This window comes from Paracoccus sp. Arc7-R13, from assembly GCF_004010775.1.
Lineage (GTDB): Bacteria > Pseudomonadota > Alphaproteobacteria > Rhodobacterales > Rhodobacteraceae > Paracoccus > Paracoccus marcusii.
The window spans coordinates 551,376-569,833 of sequence record NZ_CP034810.1; the positions used below are offsets into that span (position 1 = coordinate 551,376).

Here is an 18,458-nt window from a genome sequence, read left to right on the forward strand (position 1 = left end):
CATCGAATGGCCGGGGCCGTCCCTCAGGTCATGACAGCTGCGACACCGGGCCTTCGATGGGCCGTGGGATCAGCGGCCGTGCTGGCCCGGACGCCTTATTACGGTGTCAGCCGGATTTGACCACCGGCTAAAGCTGTGCCGACTATCTATGGTCGGTGGAGGCCGACTGATGGGGCATGCTCACCGCCGTGATTGCGCCAAGTCATCTTAGATAGGGGAATGTTACGAAGTGACTACGGTAGCATCCTGCTGTCCCGCCACCTGATGAACTGCGTCGCGTGACAGGGGCCAGCCCATGTATCGGGCCGGTCCATCGGGTGCGACGCGACGCCCTGTCATGGGGCGCCGCGGAGGGGACTCAGGCCTGATCGGCCGTCGCATCCATCGGGGGATAGTCCACATAGCCTTCGGCACCGCCGCCATACATCGTGGACTCGTCGGGCTTGGCCAGGGGGGCGCCGGCCCTCATCCGCGCGACCAGGTCGGGGTTCGCGATGTAGGGGCGGCCAAAGGCGAACAGGTCCGCCTTGCCCTCCTCCAGGCGCTTCGTCGCCAGGTCCAGGTCATAGCCGTTATTGGCGATATAGGTGCGCGAGAACCGCTGGCGCAGGCTGTCGAAATCGAACGACGCCACGTCGCGCGGGCCGCCGGTCGCGCCCTCGACGACGTGGATGTAGACTAGGCCAAGCGCCTCCACCCCGTCCACAATGTGCTCGAACTGCGGCTGCGGATCGCTGCAGGACACCCCGCCGGCCGGAGAGACCGGAGACAGGCGGATGCCCGTGCGGTCCGCGCCGATCTCCGCCACGACGGCTTGGGCCACCTCCAGCATCAGCCGGGCGCGGTTCTCGACCGAGCCGCCATAGGCGTCGGTGCGCTTGTTCGCGCCGTCCTTGGCGAACTGGTCCAGCAGATAACCGTTGGCCCCATGGATCTCGACCCCGTCGAAGCCCGCCTCGATGGCGTTGGCCGCAGCCTGGCGGAAATCGTCGACGATGCCCGGGATCTCGTCCAGGCGCAGGGCGCGCGGGGTCGAGGTCTCGACAAATCCGCCGTTCACGAAGGTCTTGGTTTCTGCCGCGATCGCCGAGGGGGCCACGGGGGCCGCGCCGCCCGGCTGCACGTCGACATGCGACACCCGACCCACATGCCACAGCTGCAGGAAGATGCGCCCGCCCTTGGCATGGACCGCATCGGTGACCTTGCGCCATCCGGCGATCTGTTCGGGCGTATAGACGCCGGGCGTGTCCTGATAGCCCTGCGCTTGCGCCGAGATCTGCGTCGCCTCGGCGATGATCAGCCCCGCGGTCGCGCGCTGCGCGTAATATTCGGCCGCATGGGGTCCGGGCACCAGACCCTCCGCGGCGCGGTTGCGGGTCAGCGGTGCCATGACGATGCGGTTCGCCAGGCGCAGGGGGCCAAGGTCATAGGGCTGAAAGAGCGTGTTCTGGTTCATCGTTTCCGCTTTCCGGGTGTGATTGGTCATGGTCGTTCAGGGCAGGTAACGCGCAGCGGGCGGAATGTTTTCAGGGCCGTGAAATATTGCCTGACGCACGGTGTCGCAGCATCCGCAGCCCGGGCGATGGGGGGCTGACAGCCGCGGCACAGGGCGGACGGTCTAGGCACGGTAGAGCATGCGCGTCGCCTGAGCCATTGCTAGGGGCGTTTCCGTCCCCTCATCGGGGCATGGTCAGCTGCGTGCAGCCCCCTCACTGATCGTAAGTCGGACGCTCGCCATAGCGACGCGATGACGGGGACGTTAGCAGCGCGCAGGTCGGTTTAGGGCGCCGGCTGCCGAACCCCGGCATGACCTCTGGCAGCCGGGGTTTGTTCCGGTATGGCATGACGCATGACCATCTCAACAGGGAAGGGCGCCCGCCGCGACGGGGTCGCGTCGGAAACGCCAGCCACGGCGGGCCTTGCGACGACCGCCGGTCGTGCGCCTGCTGTTCACCTTGCCGCCAGACCGACAGACCGACGCCTAGGGCATACGGGTCCGCTGACGGTCGGCAAAGGTGCGGGCCTCCTGCGGGGCCAGGCCGAGACCGTTGGCGCGGACCAGCGCGGCCCAGTCCCGGTCTGGCCATTCCTTCTGGGCCAGGTCCAGCAGGTCGCGGCCCTCCGCCAGGGCGGTTGCGCAAAGCCGACCGACCCTGCCTGCGACAGAGGCCCGGTCCAGGCCCAGTTCGGCCAGGACCGCGAATGTCAGCGCCTCGGCATGGATGGTGCCGGACCCGCCACCAAGGTCGCGCTCCATTGCCTGGGGGTCAGGGGTCAACCGGTCCAGGACATCCTGCGTCAGCCGCAGCATTGCGCCCAGGCTGACGCAGATCTGCGGCAGGGTCAGCCATTCGGTGAACCACGCTGCACCGTCGCGGTTCTGGCGATGCACCCCCGCCGCCCCGAAAACCGATGCCAGCCCGATCACCTGCCGCGCCAGTGCCGCCAGCGCCGACGGGCCGACCGGGTTCTGCTTTTGCGGCATGGTCGAGGATGCCCCTCCGCCCTCGATCCGCACCAGGGCCAGGCCCGACTGCGTCATCAGCAGCAGGTCCTCGGCCAGCTTGGCCAGGGCGACGGCCACCGCCGCAGCCCAATCCGCCAGCCGACCCAGCCCTGAACGGTCGGAATGCCAACCATGGCCGGGATCCGACAGGTCCAGCGCCTGCGCAAGGCCCGCCCGCACGGTCGGGCCCTGCGGCCCCATCGCCGACAGCGTGCCCGCCGCCCCGGACAACGAAACGCGCAGCACCGCGTCGCGAACCCGCGCGAGATCCTGCGCGTGATCCAGCAGCGGCCATCCCCAGCCGGCCGCGACCGCGCCAAAGCTGGTGGGTGTCGCCGTCTGGCCATAGGTCCGGGCGGCCATGGGCAGGGTGGCGTGCCGATCGGCCAGCGCGGCCAGCTGGGTCAGAACGGCATCCAGGCGGGCGCCCCACAGGTCCAGCATGGGGCGCAGGCGCAGAGCCAGCGCGCTGTCCATGATGTCCTGGCTGGTGGCGCCCCAGTGCAGATGCGCGGCCGCAGGATCGCCGGCCATCTGCCGCCGCATCTCCTGGACCAGGGCGGGGACGGGGACGCCGTTGCGGGCGGTGGCCTGGGCCAGGGATGCCGGATCGATCAGCAGGCCACGGCTGGCCACGGCGATGGCCGGACCGGCGTTTGGGGGGATGACCCCAAGCTGCGCCTGAACCTGGGCCAGCGCGACTTCGACCCGGATCATCGCGTCCAGTTCGGCCTCGGCCGTGAACAGCGCCTGGGTGTCCGGGTCGCCGAACAGCATGGCATAGAGGGGGTTACCGGTCGCGGTCATGGACCGACCGTGGCGGGGCTGCGCACCGCCTGCCGGTGCGGGCCGTAGGTCGGCGGTGGCAGGGGCGACTTACGCCCCGTCGTGACATGGACCTGTGTCATGAAACGGCCTCTGGCAGGTTCAAAATCGCGCGGGCCTGCTGCCATGTCGCCACCGGACGGCGATAGCGGTCGCACAGGTCCACCACCCGCCGCACCAGCGCCGCGTTGGACGGTGCCAGGCGCGTGCGGTCCAGGCGCACGTTGTCCTCCAGGCCCGTGCGGGCGTGACCGCCCGATGCCACGGCCCATTCGTTCAGGACGATCTGGTTCGGGCCGATCCCCGCCGCGCACCAGGGCGCATTCGTGCCGAACAGCCGCCGGACCGTGGCGATGTAGTAGTCGAACACGTTGCGGTCGACCGGCATGGCATTCTTGACGCCCATCACGAACTGCACATAGGGCCGGGTGGTCAGCCGCCCGTCCTGCCACATCGCCTGGGCCTGCAGGATGTGGGACAGGTCAAAGGCCTCGATTTCGGGCATGACGCCGTGGGTGGCCATCTGCGACGCCAGCCAGTCCACCAGGTCGGGGCTGTTTTCATAGACGCGGGTCGGGAAGTTGTTCGACCCGACCGACAGGCTGGCCATGTCCGGTCGCAGCGGCAGCATGCCGCCCCGGTCGCGGCCCGCGCCCGACCGCCCGCCGGTGGACAGTTGCACGATCATGCCGGGGCAATGCCGGCGAACCCCCTCCAGCAGGCGGGCAAAGCGGTCGGGGTCGCTAGTGGGCTTGCCCTCGTCGTCGCGGACATGGGCGTGAACGATGGCGGCGCCCGCCTCGAAGGCCTCGTGGGTCGATTCGACCTGTTCGGCGATGGTCACGGGAACGGCCGGGTTGTCGGCCTTGGTCGGAAGGCTGCCGGTGATGGCCACGCAGATGATGCAGGGGTCAGACATCGAGAAATACCGTTTCCTTGTCACCTTGCAGGTGAATGTCGAAGTGATAGTGGCCGTCGGCGCCACGGGCGATCAGGGTGTCGCGGCGATGCGGCTGTTCGATCAGGGACAGCACCGGGTCGGCGGCGTTGTCCTGATCGGCGAAATACATCCGCGTCTGCAGTCCGGTGTTGATGCCCCGCGCGACCAGCCACAGCGACAGGTGCGGCGCCTGCATGTGGCCCCGCGGCCCCGGCACGGCGCCGGGCAGGACGGTGTCCAGCGTGAACTGCCCGGTGTCGAAATCGGGCACCACGCGCGCCCAGTGCCGGAACCCCGCGGCGGCCCCCGGTTGATCGGGGTACAGCCCGGCCGCGTCGGCCTGCCAGACCTCGATCAGCACGTCCCGGACCGGTGCGCCCATGCCGTCGAAGACGCAGCCGGTGACGCGGATGCGCGGGCCGGGCACGTCGTCGGGCATGGCGTCAAAGCCCAGTTCGGTGTCATAGATGTCGAATCCTGCCGCCCGCGGGGCCAGCCCGATATGGACATAGGGTCCGGCGGTCTGGGACGGGGTCTCCTTGAGGTAGTTCAGCGGCTGCGGCATGTCAGTTTCCCTCCGGCCGGTTCTCGAAGACGGTCGATCGCCGCCCGCGCAGCACGATGTCGAACCGATAGGCCAGACAGTCCAGCGGCACCGCCTGGTTCAGGTCCAGCGGGGCGATCAGCGCGTCGATGGCGCGGGGATCGGGGATCGCCTGCACGATCGGGCAATGCGCGATCAACGGGTCGCCCTCGAAATACATCTGGGTGATCAGGCGCTGCGCAAAGGCCGTGCCGAAGACCGACAGGTGGATATGCGCGGGCCGCCAGTTGTTGACCCAGTTGCGCCACGGATAGGCGCCGGGCTTGATGGTCCGAAAGGCGTAATGGCCTTGATCGTCGGTCAGAACCCGCCCGCAGCCGCCGAAATTCGGGTCGATCGGCGCCAGGTAGCCGTCCTTCTTGTGGCGGTATCGGCCGCCGGCATTGGCCTGCCAGATCTCGACCAGGGTACGGGGGACGGGGCGGCCGTTCTCGTCCAGGACGCGTCCGTGGACGATGATGCGTTCGCCCACCGGATCGCCGTCCTTGGCATAGTTCGCGATCAAATCGCCATCCAGCGGGGTGATGGCGCCATGACCGAAGCGGGGGCCGGTCAGTTCGGACACGGTGCCCTCGATCGACAGCATTGCCTGTCGCGGCGACCGCGCGACCGAGGTCTTGTAGTCGGGGGCCAGCGCGGGCGGATGCCAGGTGCGGTCGCGTTGATAGAGCGTCATGCCTGTCCTCCTTGGGCGTCGGCCTCGGCAAAGATGCGGCGGGCCAGGGCGATGGCGTGATTGGCGCGCGGGACGCCGGCATAGATGGCGACGTGCAGCAGCGCCTCCATCACGTCGTCGCGGCTGGTGCCGGTGTTCGGGATGGACCGCAGATGCAGGGCCAGTTCGCCGTCATTGCCGAGGCCCGCCAGCAGGGCGATGGTCATCATCGACCGCTCGCGCAGCGGAATCGTGCCGCGCGACCAGACATGGCCCCAGGCCGCATCGGTGATCAGCGCCTGGAACGGCGCATCGAAGGGCGTCTGCGCAGCCTGCGCGCGGGCGACATGGGCCGGTCCCAGCACGCGTATGCGGGTGGCAAGGCCGGTGTCTGACAATTCGGTCATGCGGCATGCCTTTCCAGAAAGGGGGTCATCAGCGCGGCGTGGGCGTCGGGCGTCTCGACGCAGGGCAGGTGGCCCGCGCCGGGGATCAGGTGGAAGGTCGCGCCGGGGATCAGGTCGGCGGTGGCGCGCACCACGTCGGGGGGCGATGCGCCGTCGGCCTCGCCCGCGATCACCATCGTGGGCAGGCGCAGTGCGGCGCTGGCCTGCCGTTGATCGGCCCCGGCCAGCGCCCGGCAGGCGGCGACATAGCCCGCGGCGGGCGTACGGGCCAGCATGTTGCGCCAAGGTGCCAGCGCGGGCGTCGCGCGGAAGGCCGGCGCGAACCAGCGTTCCATTACCGCGTCCGCGATGCTGGCCATGCCGTCCCGTTCCACCGCGTCGATCCGGGTCTGCCAGCTGTCGGGCGTGCCAAGACGCGCGGCGGTGTTGGACAGGATCAGCGCGCGGACCAGATCGGGCCGGTCGGCCGCCAGGCGCTGCGCGATCAGTCCGCCGATGGACAGGCCCAGCACGACCACCGGGCTGGGGGCCACGGCCTCGATCAGCGCGGCTGCGTCGGCGGCGTGGTCGGCGATGCGGTCTGCGACGCCCAGATCCGACAGCCCGTGCCCCTGCTTGTCATAGCGCAGATAGCGCAGCCCCTGCGGCAGCAGCGGCAGGACCGCCTCCCACAGGCGCAGATCCGTGCCAAGCGAATTGGCCATCAGCACCACCGGCGCGCCCGTCGGCCCGTCCAGCCGATAGTGCAGCGCGCCATAGGGGCGGGACAAGATTTGCATGGATACTCCTCCTGTCCATAACGTAACATGGGGGCAGGATCGCCGATAATGCAAAATCGGCAGCAAAGGATGCCCATATGATTATGCATCCCGGCATCAAGCTGCGGCATCTGCGGGTCTTTCTGGACATCGCGGCCCGCGGCAGCCTGACCGCGGCGGCGCGGGCGCAGGGCATCACCCAGCCCGCGCTGAGCCGCACCCTGGCCGAGCTGGAGGCCCTGCTGCAGGTGCCGCTGTTCCGGCGCGAGCGGCGGCGGCTGGTTCTGACCGATGCGGGCACGCTGCTGCGCACCCATGCCGCCGCTGCGCTGCAGATGCTGGAAAGCGGGGTCGCCGCGCTGCATCCGGTCGCGGGGACGGACAGGTTGCGGGTGGGCATCCTGCCCACGGCGGCCACGCGGCTGTTCCCGCGCGTGGCGCTGCGCTTTCGCGAGATGCATCCGCATGTGACCCTGTCGGTCGAGACGGGGCCGCATCCGCATCTGATCCGCCTGCTGCGCGAGGGCGGGATCGACCTGATGATCGGGCGCATGCCGGCCGCCGCCGACATGGCGGGCCTGCGCTTCGATCACCTCTACGAGGATCAGATCGCGCTGGTGTCCCGCGCCGGGCATCCGTGCTGGGGGCAGCCGGTGCGTGACGTCCTGTCGGCCTGTCCGGTGATCCTGCCGCCACAGGACGCGCTGATCCGCCGGGCGGTCGACGATTACCTGCAGGCCCGCAACCTGGCCGGGCTGCATCCCGCGTTCGAGACCGCGGCCCTGGCGGTGGGTCGGGGCATCCTGGCGGCATCGGACGCGCTGTGGTTCATCTCGCAAGGCGTGGTCGGGGACGAGCTGGACCGGGGCGCGCTGATCCAGTGGCCGACCGATGCAGGGTTCCTGACCGGCGCAGTCGGCCTGACGCGCCGGCAGGTCGGGCCGGAGAATGCGATGCTGGACGTGCTGACGCGCCTGGCGACAGACGGGGCACGGACCTAGGCAGGATCGCGGGCGTCATGATTGTGCATGTCTTGCGGCGATGTCCCACGGCATGAGGCATGGTCGACGACGGCACGCGCCGGTGGCCTGCAACCCTCGACCTCATTGACCGCCCCCTGCGCATCAATGTTCTGAGGTGCTGCGACTGCGATTGCGGTCCACCGGCGGTCTTTGCGCTGTTTGTTGGAAGGTTCGGTGCTGTCTTCGCGGTACACAATGCCTTTGGCTGCACCGTCATCTGGTACGCTGCGCGATCGAGGCCGTTTTTCCCCGTCTATCGTGGAGCACGGACAACTGGCGGTTCGGACGCTTCCTCAAGCCAAGCATGCTTGTGGCTTTGTCTGTCGTGACTTGGCCGTACGGCACCACGATCTGTCTTTGTCCATGCCGGGCAAAACGGCCAGTCACCTGCCGACAGGTTCGCCCTTGCAGACCCACAAACGAGATGTCCGATAGGAGGGCCTCCCCCCTGAGCAGTCCATGCCGCAGGGCGACGGGCCCTGCCGTCGGTTTCAGGGTGCCGCTGTGGCCGCTTGCCGGTGCGGGGCCACGTCGCGGATCAGCGCAACGGCCAGCGTTTGGGCCTGGCCGCGGATGTCGGGGATGGCGGTGATCTCCCAGAAGGCGGCGCGCGATGCCGGGCCGATGACGCGGATGCGGGGGGCCGGGCGGCCGTCGGCGCCGATCAGGGCGCAGTCGGCCGCGACATCCAGACCGATCCGCACGGGATCGATACGGGCGCGGCCGGTGGCCAGCAGGTCGGCGACCAGCGGCGTCGCGTTGGCCCGCGGGTCGCGGCGAATGCCGCGGCAGTCGACGATCCGCGACGCATCCAGCGTCAGGATACGATCGGCCCCGCGCGGGCGCCAATGCGCGCGCAGGATCGCGCCGTCCCGGCTGGCCCCGTCGAAGCGGCCCGCCAGCTGCCGCATCTGGCCGCTGTCCAGCGCGCGATGCAGGATGGCCGCGCTTTCCGGGGGCAGGCGGTGGCGGTGCACCTCCCACCAGGGGGCGGCGTGGCGCAGGAAGCGGGCGCGGTCCGCCACGGACATGGCACGCCACAGGGCCGGCAGGTGCGGGCGGGCGCCGTCGACCGCGTCGCGCCAGGTGCCGCCCTGCGCCTCGGCCCTGGCGGCAAGATCGCGCAGCCAGGACAGGACAGAGCTGACGGGCGCGCCCAGGGGCACCTCGGCGCGGGTGATCGACAGGGGCGCGCCCGTGGCGTGGACGCGCGGCAGCTGGGCGCGACGTGACAGGGCCACGATTTCCCCGCGGTGGCCGTGGGACAGCAGGCTGATGGCCTGGTCCACCATCGACAGGCCGGACCCGATGATGACCACGCGCCCGCCCTGGGGCGGGGGGTCGGCCTGCTGCCAGGCGCCGTGGACCAGGCCTGTCGGGTCCGGTTCGGGCAGGGCATGGCCGGTGGCCAGCACGGCCCGGTCGGCGGGAACGACCTGGCCGTCGTCCAGATGCGCCGCGACCCTGGCCCGCGTGGTGACCAGCCGGATGCATGTCGCGCGCATACAGCGCAGCCGTCCGTCGGCCGACAGCGGCGCCAGCAGGTCGGTCATGTAGGCGCCATAGGTCGCACGGCCCACGAAGCAGGCGCCTGTCGCGCCGTCTCCGCGCGCGGCCAGCCAGCGGCGGAAATGGTCGGGATCGTCGGGAAAGGCGCTCATGTTGGCGACGCGGGTGTTCAGCAGATGGCCCGGATCGATAGTCGAGTAGGCGACGCCACAGCCCAGCATGTGCCGCCCCTCGATCACGGTGACACGCAGGGGCGTGGCCGGGTCGCGCAGCAGATGGGCGGCCAACAGGACGCCGCTGGCGCCGCCACCGATGATGACGACATGGGGCAGATGGGCCGCATGGGGCGCAGACGTGTCGGCCAGGGGGATGGTCTTCATGGCGGGCTCCTTCGCTTGGCTGCGGGGGCGGTCCTAGAGGGCGGCGATCATCAGTCCTGTCCACAGGGCCAGGCTGGCACCGACCAGCGTGGGGACGATGCGGTCGGGACGGTCGGTGTCGCGGGGATGGGTGCGGCGCAGATAGGCCTCGGTCTGGATGTCGAACATGGCAATCTCGGGTCCGGTGATGGGGGTCAGGCCAGCCGTCGGGCGGGCAGGGACAGGGGGGCGGGGCGCGCGCCGAACAGGCGCCGCAGGACCCCGGGTCGCGCGGTGCGCGCCAGCAGGTCGTCGCGCAGCGCCTTGCCCGCGGGCCAGGGGCCAAAGCCCGATGCCGCATTGACATGGCCCGCATGGCCGATGTCGTGCAGGTCCGCGCCCCAATGCGCCGCCAGCTGTCGGCTGTGGTCGAAAGCCATCCACGGGTCGTTGCGGCTTGCCACCAGCGTCGCGGGCACGTCGAACCGTTCGCGCGGCAGGGCACCGAAACCGCGGGTGCGGTCCGAGGTGGCCGGATCGGCAGGCGCGACCAGCAGCGCGGCCCGCACCCGCAGCCCCGGCCAGCGGGCCAGCAGATGCGCGATGGTCACCGCGCCAAGCGAATGGCCGACCAGGATGCTGTCGGGATGGGCCATGATGTGGACGGCCAGCGTGGCCTCCCAGACCTCGCGGACGGGACGGCCCGTGTCACCCATGTCCAGCAGCATCGCATTGGGGTCGGTGCGCGCCCACCAGTCCTGCCAGTGCGGCGCAGGAGAGCCGTCGAGGCCGGGGACGATCAGGGTCTTGGTCATCGGATGTCTCCTTTATCTCGCATAAGACTACAAGGATGGTCGTGTATTGCGATTCCAAAGATCACCCCGAAAAGGGAACAGGGTTCTATCGGTCGCGGGTGTTGACGGGATAGGCGGTGGTGTGGCGCAGCCGTTCCATTGCGAATTGCGATGTGACGTTCTTGATCGCCACGGCGTCGGTCAGCGCCCTGTAGAAGCGGTCATAGGCGGCCATGTCCGGCACCGCGATGCGCAGCAGATAGTCGATGTCGCCGGCCATCCGCCAGGCTTCCATGACCTCGGGCAGGGCGTCGATGGCGCGGGCAAAGGCCGCGCGCCATTCCGTGCCGTGGTCTGGCGCCTCGATGCCGACGAAGACGGTCAGGCCGAATCCCAGCATCGCCGGATCGGCCAGCGCCACGCGCCCGGTCAGCACGCCGTTCGCCTCCAGCTTCTGGATGCGCTTCCAGCAGGGGGTCTGGGACAGGCCCACCCTGTCGGCGATCTGCGCGATGGGCGTGGTGGCGTCTGCCATCAGCGTGGCGACGATCTTGCGGTCGATCAGGTCCAGGGGAGGGATCTGGGTCATCGTGCGATTCCTTTCGCCGTCAGCATGCCGCAATAGAATATAAAGTCTAGCGTGTTTGTCGTTATTATCGATGACCGGGTGATCCCGGCGCAGACATGTCCAATAAAAACCCCGCTGCCAGGTCGTCTTTTCTTTTCGCAGGGCGCGATCCGCCTTATATCCGGTGGACAGCAACGCAGTCCGGGGCAGGGTCATGATCACGCAAAAGATGAAATACGCGCTGAAGGCCCTGCTGGTTCTGGGCGACGAGGCGCGCAGCCCGCGTCCCGAGCCGCTGACGATCGAAGTCATTGCCAGGCGGTCGGGCACCCCCAAGCGGTTCTTGGAGCAGATCCTGCTGGAGGTGCGCAATGCCGGTGTCGTGGCCTCGATCCGTGGACGGTCGGGGGGGTACACGCTGATCAAGCGCCCCGAGGACGTGTCGATCTCGGAGCTGCTGCGGCTGATCGACGGGCCGATCGCGCCCCTGCCGTGCCTGTCGCGGCGTGCCTATCAGCGCTGCGAGGACTGCACCGACGAGGCCAGCTGCCGCCTGCGTCGCGTATTCTCGGAGGTGTTCTGGTCCTATCTTATCTTGATCGAATCCCTCAGCCTGGCCGACATGCTGGGCACGCCCGACGTGGCGCAGGCTGTGCTGCAGGACGGCGCGACCGCCTGAGCCGACCGCGATCCAGCGGTTTCGGAGAATAATCATCTCTTTTCACGGCCGAAATAGGCGTGATTCTTCCTTTGCTAAACACGAGTATCCCTGTCGTTATTAAGGTATCGTAGCGCCGCACTTGGCCCGAACTGAAAGGGATGACCCGATGACCTCGACCCACCCCCTGACCCATGGCCGCCCGGCGCTGTGCGCCGTGACGCTGATCGACCGCCGAACCGGCCGCCCGCACCGCGTGAACGGCGCGGCTCTGGTTGCGCCGAGCCGCGACCCCCACGGCGCCGCGGCCGAACTGCTGGCCGGCCGCGATGCCCGGCTGTGGGATGCCCGCATCCAGCCGCTGCCCGCCAGCGCCCGCTGACCCGGACAGGCCGGCCCATGGCCCCGATCGCAGCCAGCATCCCCGCGCAGACCGCCGGCCCGGACGCGGCCACGGCCCCCCAGACCCGGCGCACCGCGCCGGGCTGGTGGCCGACCGGCCGTCTGACGCCCACCGGCATCTGACCCATCCCATCACGAGGACCATCATGTTCATCCGCCCCGCCATCCTGTCGCTGCTGCTGCTGGCCCCCGCCGCCCAAGCGCAGGATCTGCTGAACGTCAGCTATGACCCCACGCGCGAGCTCTATCGCGACGTCAATCAGGCCTTTGCCGCCCATTGGCAGGCCCAAGGCCATGATGCCCCCCGGATCGAGACCAGCCACGGCGGGTCGGGCGCGCAGGCACGATCCGTGATCGACGGCCTGAACGCGCAGGTGGTGACGCTGGCGCTGGCCAGCGACATCGACCAGATCGCCGCCGCCGGAAAGCTGCCGGACGACTGGCAGTCGCGGCTGCCGCACAATTCCAGCCCCTATACCTCGACGATCGTGTTCCTTGTGCGCGACGGCAATCCCAAGGGCATCCAGGATTGGGGCGACCTGACCGCCGAGGGGGTCGAGGTGATCACGCCCAACCCCAAGACGTCCGGCGGGGCGCGCTGGAACTATCTGGCGGCCTGGGCCTGGGCCCAGAAGAACGGCCGCGATCCAGCCGAGTTCGTGGGCCAGATCTTTGCCAACGTGCCCGTCCTGGACACCGGCGCGCGCGGCTCGACCACGACCTTTGCACAGCGCGGCATCGGCGACGTGCTGCTGGCTTGGGAGAATGAGGCCTATCTGGCGCTGGCCGAACTGGGCGAGGATCAGTTCGACATCGTCGTGCCCAGCCTGTCGATCCTGGCCGAACCGCCGGTGGCCCTGGTCGACGGCAACATCGCGGACGACGCGCAGCGTGACCTGGCAAGCGCCTATCTGGATTATCTTTACACCCCGGAAGGGCAGGCCCTGGCCTTCAAGCACTATTACCGCGCGTGGGACGCCAGCGCCGCCGACCCCGCGGATGTCGCCCGCTTCCCCAAGCTGGAGCTGGTCACCATCGACGACTTGGGCGGTTGGGCCAAGCTGCAGCCCCAGCATTTCGGCGATGGCGGAATCTTCGACCAGATCTACGTGGCGAAATGAGCGGCCGACCCCTCATCAGCCGCACGGCGATGCCCGGTCTCGGCCTGTCGGCCGGGATCACCCTGTTCATGCTGATGCTGGTGGTGTTCCTGCCCATCGGCGCGCTGCTGTGGCAGGGCGCGGCCTTCGGCCCGGCGGCCGTGTGGGACACGATCAACCGCGAGCGGGTCTGGGCGGCGCTGTGGCTGTCCTTCCGGCTGTCCTTCCTGGCGGCCTGCTTCAACCTGATCTTCGGGGTGATCCTGGCCTGGGTTCTGGTCCGCTACCGCTTTCCGGGCCGGCGCATCGTCGATGCCGCGGTCGATCTGCCCTTCGCACTGCCCACCGCGGTGGCGGGCATCGCGTTGACCGCGCTTTACGCGCCGAACGGAGTGCTTGGCAGCCTGGCCGGTGATCTGGGCTGGCGCATCGCCTATACGCAATGGGGCATCTGGCTGGCCTTGGTCTTCGTAGGACTGCCCTTCGTCACCCGCACCGTCCAGCCGGTGATCGAGGAGATCGAGACCGAGGTCGAGGAGGCGTCCGCCACGCTCGGCGCGTCGCGCTGGCACACCCTGCGCCACGTGATCGCACCGATGCTGATGCCCGCGGCGCTGACCGGGTTCGCGCTGTCGCTGGCGCGTGCGGTCGGCGAATACGGGTCGGTCATCTTCATCGCCGGCAACATCCCGCTGCGCACCGAGATCGCCCCCCTGCTGATCGTGATCCAGCTGGAGGAGTACAACTACGGTGCCGCCGCCGCCATCGGCCTGGCGATGCTGGCCATCAGCTTCGCCATGCTGCTGGCGATCAACCTCATCCAGATCTGGTCACGCCGGAGGATCGGTCATGTCTGACGCCACCCACCCCTTCCGCCGCGCGACCGAGGAATCACCCGCCGCCCGGTGGGCACTGATCGCCGTCGCGGTGGGGGGCCTGGCCCTGCTTGTCGGCGCCCCGCTGGTCATCGTCTTTGCCGAGGCCCTGTCGCGGGGCTGGGCTGCCGCGGTCGCAAGCCTGGCCAGCCGGGACGCGCAATCCGCGATCCGCCTGACCCTGCTGATCACCGCAATCGCCGTGCCGCTGAATGCGGTCTTCGGCATCGCCGCCGCCTGGTTCGTCACCAAGTTCGACTTTCGCGGCAAGGCCTTCCTGATCACCCTCATCGACCTGCCCTTCAGCGTCAGCCCGGTCGTGGCGGGCCTGTGCATCGTGCTGCTGTTCGGGGCGAATTCGGCCATCGGCGGCTGGCTGGTGGCCAGCGGATACCCGATCGTCTTTGCCGTTCCGGGGATCGTGCTGGCCACGGTCTTCGTGACCTTCCCCTTTGTCGCGCGCGAGCTGATCCCCGTGATGATCGAGCACGGCCGCGCCGAGGAGGAGGCCGCGCTGACGCTTGGCGCATCGGGCTGGCGGGTGTTCCGCACCGTGACGTTGCCCAACATCCGGTGGGCGCTCCTCTACGGCACGCTGCTCTGCACCGCCCGCGCGATGGGAGAGTTCGGCGCCGTGGCCGTCGTCTCGGGCAAGATCCGCGGCCAGACCGCGACCATGCCGATCACCATCGAGATGTTCTACAACGAATACCTGTCGGTCGCGGCCTTCTCGATGGCGGCGACGCTGACAGGGCTGGCGCTCTTGACGCTGCTGCTGAAGACCGCGCTGGAACTGCGCCATGCCGACGCGCTGTCGGCCACCCGCCGCCACTGAGGAAGGACATCCCATGCATATCCAGATCGACGAGATCGCCAAGGAATTCGGGACCACCACCGCGCTGCACCCGGTGTCGCTGTCCATCCCCTCGGGGGCGCTGGTGGCGCTGCTGGGGCCGTCGGGTTCGGGCAAGACCACGCTCTTGCGCATCCTGGGCGGGCTGGAATTCCCGACCTCGGGGCGGGTGCTGTTCAACGGCCAGGACGCCACCGGCCTGTCGGTGCAGGACCGCCGCGCAGGCTTCGTGTTCCAGTCCTATGCCCTGTTCCGGCACATGACCGTCTTCGAGAACATCGCCTATGGCCTGCGCGCCCGGCCCCGCGCCAGCCGCCCCCCCAAGGCCGAGATCGAGCGGCGGGTGCTGAAGCTGCTGGACCTGATCCAGCTGCCCCAGATCGCCGACCGCTATCCGACCCAGCTGTCGGGCGGGCAGCGCCAGCGCGTGGCCCTGGCTCGCGCCCTGGCGATCGAGCCGCGCATGCTGCTTCTGGACGAGCCGTTCGGCGCGCTGGACGCCAAGGTCCGCAAGGAGCTGCGCCAGGGTCTGCGCGACATCCATGACGAGACCGGGCTGACCACCATCTTCGTCACGCATGACCAGGACGAGGCGATGGCGCTGGCCGATCTGGTCGTCGTCATGTCCATGGGCCGGATCGAGCAGATCGGAAAGCCCCAGGACATCCGCACCCGCCCTGCCACCGCCTTCGTGCGCGAATTCGTCGGCGTGTGACGGACGCCCGCCGCGGGTCGATGTCCTGTCGGTGGCGGGTGGTCAGGTGTCGCGAATGCCGCTGCCGCCTCTTGCGAAATGCGGCCAACTCTGCTTGTAGTTGCGCAGACAAAATGCGGTTCGCGATGCTGCGATGACGGACAGGACACAGAGGCTGCGATGACCGGGACGACCCTGCGTGGCAACGTCTATGCAAACGCCATCGAGGCGCTGACAGAGCTTGCGGCGCGCAACGGCGCGGTGCCGTCGATCCAGGAGATCGCCGACCACATGGGCGTGTGCCGGGACCGGATCGACCAGCTGTTTCCCAGCATTCAGCACCTGCTGGTCGCGATGGCCGAAAGCGCGATGATGGTGCTGAACCAGACGCTGATCGACTGTGTCGCGGCCGCCCGCCGCGACGATCCGGTCGCGCAGTTCCTGGCCATCGCGAACGGCTATGTCGAATGGGCGCATCGCCATCCCCGCGAGTTCCGGATCGTCGGGTCGATGCCCGCCGGCAATTTCGAGGGCAACGAACGCCTGATGCGCTATGAGGCGTCGATCCACGAATTGATGATCAGGCTGCTGCAGCGGGCGCAGGCATCCGGCCTGATCGCGCGGGATCAGGACCTGGTGACCTTCGTTTCTGTCGCGCACACCTTTGCCTATGGGGTGGCCAGCAAGATGCTGTTGGGCGATCTGGCCCGCTGGAACCCCGGATCGTCCGACATCGAGGCCGCGCGCACCAACATGCGCGTCTTCATCCTGCACCTGCTGCGCCCGTCGGGTCACGCGGTCGCGTGACTAGGCGTGCAGGCGGCGCGCCGTCACGGGGCAGGGCCGACCGTCGAAGAAGGTGTCCAGAATCGTCGTGAAGACCGCGGGGCCATCGACGGCGAACAGCGTGGCCGACGACCGCAGCTTGCCCGCGTCTATGGTGCCAAAGATCGCCTCGGCCGACCGGTCGTCATGGGTCAGAACGGCCTGCGCGCAGGCGACCAGGCGCGGACCAAGCAGCGGGTGCGCCAGGTACCGCCGCGCCTCGTCGCGGTCCGCTATGCCGTACAGGTGAGACATCGCCGACTGTCCCAATCCGCGCAGCTGCGGAAAGATGAACCACATCCAGTGGCTTTCCTTGCGGCCCCGCTCCAGTTCGGACAGCGCGACGGCATAGACGCGGTCCTGCGCGGCGGCGAACCGATCGAGGCTTTCGGGGTCCTGTGCGGGCGAATGGCGGGTCATGGGGGTGCTGCCTTTGGGTTTCGGACGGGACATCAGGACAACGCCCCGACCAGCCTGCCGGGTTCACATGGCCCGGGCCAATGTCCGATGGGCATCGGCCCAAGGCGAACCGATCCGTTCCCGCCACGTTGGACCCTGCAACGTGATGATGGAGGGGATCGGATGGATTGGGGCGCAATGTTCTTTCAGGGCTGGGAAGGCATCGTGCGCACGCTGCTTGTCGGCACCTTGGCCTATGTCGTGCTGGTGGCTTTTCTGCGCATCGCCGGCAAGCGCAGCCTTGCCAAGCTGAACGCCTTTGCCTTCGTGGTGACGGTCGCCCTGGGCTCGATCCTGGCCAGCATCCTGCTGCAGGAATCCATCGCGCTGGCCGAAGGGGCCACGGCGATCGGCCTTCTTCTGCTGCTGCAGTTCATCGTCACCTATGGGTCGGTCCATTCCGCCACCTTCGCCCGGCTGATCCGGGCCGAGCCGAGCCTGCTGGCCCGCGACGGCCGGTTCTGCAGCGCCACGATGACCCAGCAGCGGCTGACCGAGGACGAGATCATGGGCGTCGTCCGGTCGGCCGGGGCGCGCGACATCGCCGAGGTCCGCTTCGTCATCCTGGAGGCCGACGGCACCATCAGCGTGTCGCTGCAGCAGTAAGGGTGACCGGCGCGGGGCGCGATCGGAACCTTGCAATGCGCGCCTTTCCGCCCGAAGCATAAGCGATGAGAGAGCTTACCCTGCGCCAGGTCGAGGTCGTGCGCGCCGTCATGATCGCCGGCACGATCCAAGGTGCCGCCGATCTGCTGAACGTGTCCGCACCCGGGATCAGCCGGCTGATCAAGCATACCGAAAGCGGCCTTGGCATCCGGCTGTTCGAACGCAAGGCCGGGATCTTCGTCCCCGCGACCGAGGCGCATGCGATCTTTGCCATGCTGGAGCAGGTCCACCGGCAGATGGACAACCTGAACGTTGCGGTCAGCGCATTGCAGAAGGGGCATCAGTTTACGCTGTCCTTCGCATCCGCGCCCTCGATAGCGCAGTTCATCGCGGCGCGGGTCATCCGCGGACTGCGACAGCGGTTCCCCGATCTGGACATCGACCTGGACATCCTCAAGATCGAGGAGACGCTGGACTATCTGCTGCTGGAAAAGGGCGAGGTGGTGATCATGTCGTCGCACTTGGACAATCCCGGCATCCAGTGCACCCCCATCGGCGAGGGCCGGATCGTGGCCATCATGCCCGAAGGGCACGTGCTGACGCAGAAGCTGGCCGTGTCGATCCACGATTTGGTCCAGTATCCGTTCATCGGCGTCGATCCGTCCGACCCCTATGGCAAGACCCTGGCGCGGCCCTTCGACGATGCCGGCCTGACTCCGCGTCATGCGATGCGCGGGCGGTTCGCCCAGACCATCGTCAGCCTGGTGCGCCACGGCCTGGGCGTCGCGGTCATCGACGAATTCTCGGTGGCCGAGGTGTACATGGCCGGGCTGGTCCGCCGGCCGCTTGTCGAGCCCGCGACGATCACCGCCTGGTCGGTGCAGAAACGGGGGCGGCAGCTGTCCAGCTTTGCCGAACAGACCGTGACCCTGTTCCGCCGCGAACTGGGCCGGGCGCGGGCACGCGAGAGGTGGGACCAGCTCGCCGATTAACGTCAGGTTACGTTCCGCGTTCAATCGGTATTTGCGGTTAGCCCTGC

General features: G+C 68.7%; 23 protein-coding genes. 11 read left to right on the plus strand and 12 right to left on the minus strand.

Going from position 1 to position 18,458, the window contains the following annotated elements:
- Nucleotides 1-358 precede the first annotated feature (358 nt).
- From EOJ32_RS02715 to pcaD, 7 genes are all read right to left on the minus strand, one after another.
- Nucleotides 359-1,456: an alkene reductase gene (locus tag EOJ32_RS02715; RefSeq protein ID WP_127897607.1), complete on the minus strand. Its 1,098-nt coding sequence runs from the start codon at nt 1,454-1,456 to the stop codon at nt 359-361.
- A 525-nt stretch (nt 1,457-1,981) separates the two neighbouring features.
- Nucleotides 1,982-3,313: a lyase family protein gene (locus tag EOJ32_RS02720; protein ID WP_127897608.1), complete on the minus strand. Its 1,332-nt coding sequence runs from the start codon at nt 3,311-3,313 to the stop codon at nt 1,982-1,984.
- A gap of 97 nt (nt 3,314-3,410) precedes the next feature.
- Nucleotides 3,411-4,250 (minus strand): 3-keto-5-aminohexanoate cleavage protein, encoded by an 840-nt coding sequence (locus EOJ32_RS02725; RefSeq protein WP_127897609.1) that lies wholly within the window; start codon nt 4,248-4,250, stop codon nt 3,411-3,413.
- Entirely contained in the window at nt 4,243-4,836 is a 594-nt protein-coding gene (gene pcaG / locus EOJ32_RS02730) for a protocatechuate 3,4-dioxygenase subunit alpha (protein WP_127897610.1), read from the minus strand. The genes EOJ32_RS02725 and pcaG overlap by 8 nt, the downstream gene beginning before the upstream one ends.
- Nucleotide 4,837: 1 nt before the next feature.
- Complete coding sequence (gene pcaH / locus EOJ32_RS02735) at nt 4,838-5,551, minus strand: protocatechuate 3,4-dioxygenase subunit beta (RefSeq protein ID WP_127897611.1); 714 nt, start codon at nt 5,549-5,551, stop codon at nt 4,838-4,840.
- Nucleotides 5,548-5,937 carry a 4-carboxymuconolactone decarboxylase gene (gene pcaC, locus EOJ32_RS02740; protein WP_127897612.1) on the minus strand — a complete coding sequence of 130 codons (390 nt, stop codon included), beginning with the start codon at nt 5,935-5,937 and terminating at the stop codon, nt 5,548-5,550. The genes pcaH and pcaC overlap by 4 nt, the downstream gene beginning before the upstream one ends.
- Complete coding sequence (pcaD, locus tag EOJ32_RS02745) at nt 5,934-6,716, minus strand: 3-oxoadipate enol-lactonase (protein ID WP_127897613.1); 783 nt, start codon at nt 6,714-6,716, stop codon at nt 5,934-5,936. The genes pcaC and pcaD overlap by 4 nt, the downstream gene beginning before the upstream one ends.
- A gap of 77 nt (nt 6,717-6,793) precedes the next feature.
- Between pcaD and EOJ32_RS02750 the strand changes: the two genes are divergently transcribed.
- Nucleotides 6,794-7,696 (plus strand): LysR substrate-binding domain-containing protein, encoded by a 903-nt coding sequence (locus tag EOJ32_RS02750; RefSeq protein ID WP_127897614.1) that lies wholly within the window; start codon nt 6,794-6,796, stop codon nt 7,694-7,696.
- 512 nt (nt 7,697-8,208) lie between these two features.
- Here the strand turns inward: EOJ32_RS02750 and EOJ32_RS02755 are convergent.
- From EOJ32_RS02755 to EOJ32_RS02765, 4 genes are all read right to left on the minus strand, one after another.
- Nucleotides 8,209-9,606, minus strand: a complete 1,398-nt coding sequence (locus tag EOJ32_RS02755) for an FAD/NAD(P)-binding protein (RefSeq protein WP_127897615.1) — start codon at nt 9,604-9,606, stop codon at nt 8,209-8,211.
- Nucleotides 9,607-9,639: 33 nt separating this feature from the next.
- Nucleotides 9,640-9,774: a hypothetical protein gene (locus tag EOJ32_RS20510; RefSeq protein WP_256370507.1), complete on the minus strand. Its 135-nt coding sequence runs from the start codon at nt 9,772-9,774 to the stop codon at nt 9,640-9,642.
- Between the two features lie 26 nt (nt 9,775-9,800).
- A complete protein-coding gene (locus tag EOJ32_RS02760; protein WP_127897616.1) occupies nt 9,801-10,400 on the minus strand; it encodes an alpha/beta hydrolase in 600 nt (199 codons plus the stop codon).
- Nucleotides 10,401-10,485: 85 nt separating this feature from the next.
- On the minus strand, nt 10,486-10,968 hold the full coding sequence (locus tag EOJ32_RS02765) for an Lrp/AsnC family transcriptional regulator (RefSeq protein ID WP_164871382.1): 483 nt from the start codon (nt 10,966-10,968) through the stop codon (nt 10,486-10,488).
- A 193-nt stretch (nt 10,969-11,161) separates the two neighbouring features.
- Here EOJ32_RS02765 and EOJ32_RS02770 point away from each other — a divergent pair, with 193 nt between their 5' ends.
- The 8 genes from EOJ32_RS02770 (at nt 11,162) to EOJ32_RS02800 (ending at nt 16,336) form a co-directional block, all read left to right on the plus strand.
- Nucleotides 11,162-11,626, plus strand: coding sequence for an Rrf2 family transcriptional regulator (locus EOJ32_RS02770; protein ID WP_045983366.1), 465 nt, complete (start codon nt 11,162-11,164; stop codon nt 11,624-11,626).
- Between the two features lie 148 nt (nt 11,627-11,774).
- Nucleotides 11,775-11,987 carry a hypothetical protein gene (locus tag EOJ32_RS02775; RefSeq protein ID WP_127897617.1) on the plus strand — a complete coding sequence of 71 codons (213 nt, stop codon included), beginning with the start codon at nt 11,775-11,777 and terminating at the stop codon, nt 11,985-11,987.
- 17 nt (nt 11,988-12,004) lie between these two features.
- Entirely contained in the window at nt 12,005-12,130 is a 126-nt protein-coding gene (locus EOJ32_RS20515) for a hypothetical protein (protein ID WP_256370508.1), read from the plus strand.
- Between the two features lie 23 nt (nt 12,131-12,153).
- Complete coding sequence (locus EOJ32_RS02780) at nt 12,154-13,128, plus strand: sulfate ABC transporter substrate-binding protein (protein WP_127897618.1); 975 nt, start codon at nt 12,154-12,156, stop codon at nt 13,126-13,128.
- A complete protein-coding gene (cysT, locus tag EOJ32_RS02785) occupies nt 13,125-13,964 on the plus strand; it encodes a sulfate ABC transporter permease subunit CysT (RefSeq protein WP_127897619.1) in 840 nt (279 codons plus the stop codon). The genes EOJ32_RS02780 and cysT overlap by 4 nt, the downstream gene beginning before the upstream one ends.
- Nucleotides 13,957-14,817 (plus strand): sulfate ABC transporter permease subunit CysW, encoded by an 861-nt coding sequence (gene cysW / locus EOJ32_RS02790; protein WP_127897620.1) that lies wholly within the window; start codon nt 13,957-13,959, stop codon nt 14,815-14,817. The genes cysT and cysW overlap by 8 nt, the downstream gene beginning before the upstream one ends.
- A 13-nt stretch (nt 14,818-14,830) precedes the next feature.
- Nucleotides 14,831-15,550 (plus strand): sulfate/molybdate ABC transporter ATP-binding protein, encoded by a 720-nt coding sequence (locus tag EOJ32_RS02795; RefSeq protein WP_127897621.1) that lies wholly within the window; start codon nt 14,831-14,833, stop codon nt 15,548-15,550.
- A gap of 159 nt (nt 15,551-15,709) precedes the next feature.
- Nucleotides 15,710-16,336 carry a TetR/AcrR family transcriptional regulator gene (locus EOJ32_RS02800; protein WP_127897622.1) on the plus strand — a complete coding sequence of 209 codons (627 nt, stop codon included), beginning with the start codon at nt 15,710-15,712 and terminating at the stop codon, nt 16,334-16,336.
- Here EOJ32_RS02800 and EOJ32_RS02805 read toward each other — a convergent pair whose 3' ends face one another.
- A complete protein-coding gene (locus EOJ32_RS02805) occupies nt 16,337-16,774 on the minus strand; it encodes a DUF1810 domain-containing protein (RefSeq protein WP_127897623.1) in 438 nt (145 codons plus the stop codon).
- A 162-nt stretch (nt 16,775-16,936) separates the two neighbouring features.
- On the opposite strand from EOJ32_RS02805, the gene EOJ32_RS02810 reads away from it, so the two are divergent.
- Nucleotides 16,937-17,419 carry a DUF421 domain-containing protein gene (locus tag EOJ32_RS02810; protein WP_127897624.1) on the plus strand — a complete coding sequence of 161 codons (483 nt, stop codon included), beginning with the start codon at nt 16,937-16,939 and terminating at the stop codon, nt 17,417-17,419.
- 65 nt (nt 17,420-17,484) lie between these two features.
- A complete protein-coding gene (locus EOJ32_RS02815; RefSeq protein WP_127897625.1) occupies nt 17,485-18,411 on the plus strand; it encodes a LysR family transcriptional regulator in 927 nt (308 codons plus the stop codon).
- Nucleotides 18,412-18,458: the final 47 nt, after the last annotated feature.

Bases quoted from the DNA above. Each gene is read 5' to 3' on its own strand.
- EOJ32_RS02755 (WP_127897615.1), bottom strand. From the start codon at position 9,606: ATGAAGACCATCCCCCTGGCCGACACGTCTGCGCCCCATGCGGCCCAT.
- EOJ32_RS02795 (WP_127897621.1), top strand. From the start codon at position 14,831: ATGCATATCCAGATCGACGAGATCGCCAAGGAATTCGGGACCACCACC.
- EOJ32_RS02765 (WP_164871382.1), bottom strand. From the start codon at position 10,968: ATGACCCAGATCCCTCCCCTGGACCTGATCGACCGCAAGATCGTCGCC.
- EOJ32_RS02775 (WP_127897617.1), top strand. From the start codon at position 11,775: ATGACCTCGACCCACCCCCTGACCCATGGCCGCCCGGCGCTGTGCGCC.
- EOJ32_RS02780 (WP_127897618.1), top strand. From the start codon at position 12,154: ATGTTCATCCGCCCCGCCATCCTGTCGCTGCTGCTGCTGGCCCCCGCC.
- cysT (WP_127897619.1), top strand. From the start codon at position 13,125: ATGAGCGGCCGACCCCTCATCAGCCGCACGGCGATGCCCGGTCTCGGC.
- EOJ32_RS02760 (WP_127897616.1), bottom strand. From the start codon at position 10,400: ATGACCAAGACCCTGATCGTCCCCGGCCTCGACGGCTCTCCTGCGCCG.
- EOJ32_RS02800 (WP_127897622.1), top strand. From the start codon at position 15,710: ATGACCGGGACGACCCTGCGTGGCAACGTCTATGCAAACGCCATCGAG.
- cysW (WP_127897620.1), top strand. From the start codon at position 13,957: ATGTCTGACGCCACCCACCCCTTCCGCCGCGCGACCGAGGAATCACCC.
- EOJ32_RS20515 (WP_256370508.1), top strand. From the start codon at position 12,005: ATGGCCCCGATCGCAGCCAGCATCCCCGCGCAGACCGCCGGCCCGGAC.
- EOJ32_RS02725 (WP_127897609.1), bottom strand. From the start codon at position 4,250: ATGTCTGACCCCTGCATCATCTGCGTGGCCATCACCGGCAGCCTTCCG.
- EOJ32_RS02810 (WP_127897624.1), top strand. From the start codon at position 16,937: ATGGATTGGGGCGCAATGTTCTTTCAGGGCTGGGAAGGCATCGTGCGC.
- EOJ32_RS02720 (WP_127897608.1), bottom strand. From the start codon at position 3,313: ATGACCGCGACCGGTAACCCCCTCTATGCCATGCTGTTCGGCGACCCG.
- EOJ32_RS20510 (WP_256370507.1), bottom strand. From the start codon at position 9,774: ATGTTCGACATCCAGACCGAGGCCTATCTGCGCCGCACCCATCCCCGC.
- pcaD (WP_127897613.1), bottom strand. From the start codon at position 6,716: ATGCAAATCTTGTCCCGCCCCTATGGCGCGCTGCACTATCGGCTGGAC.
- pcaG (WP_127897610.1), bottom strand. From the start codon at position 4,836: ATGCCGCAGCCGCTGAACTACCTCAAGGAGACCCCGTCCCAGACCGCC.
- pcaH (WP_127897611.1), bottom strand. From the start codon at position 5,551: ATGACGCTCTATCAACGCGACCGCACCTGGCATCCGCCCGCGCTGGCC.
- EOJ32_RS02770 (WP_045983366.1), top strand. From the start codon at position 11,162: ATGATCACGCAAAAGATGAAATACGCGCTGAAGGCCCTGCTGGTTCTG.
- EOJ32_RS02715 (WP_127897607.1), bottom strand. From the start codon at position 1,456: ATGAACCAGAACACGCTCTTTCAGCCCTATGACCTTGGCCCCCTGCGC.
- EOJ32_RS02750 (WP_127897614.1), top strand. From the start codon at position 6,794: ATGATTATGCATCCCGGCATCAAGCTGCGGCATCTGCGGGTCTTTCTG.
- pcaC (WP_127897612.1), bottom strand. From the start codon at position 5,937: ATGACCGAATTGTCAGACACCGGCCTTGCCACCCGCATACGCGTGCTG.
- EOJ32_RS02815 (WP_127897625.1), top strand. From the start codon at position 17,485: ATGAGAGAGCTTACCCTGCGCCAGGTCGAGGTCGTGCGCGCCGTCATG.
- EOJ32_RS02805 (WP_127897623.1), bottom strand. From the start codon at position 16,774: ATGACCCGCCATTCGCCCGCACAGGACCCCGAAAGCCTCGATCGGTTC.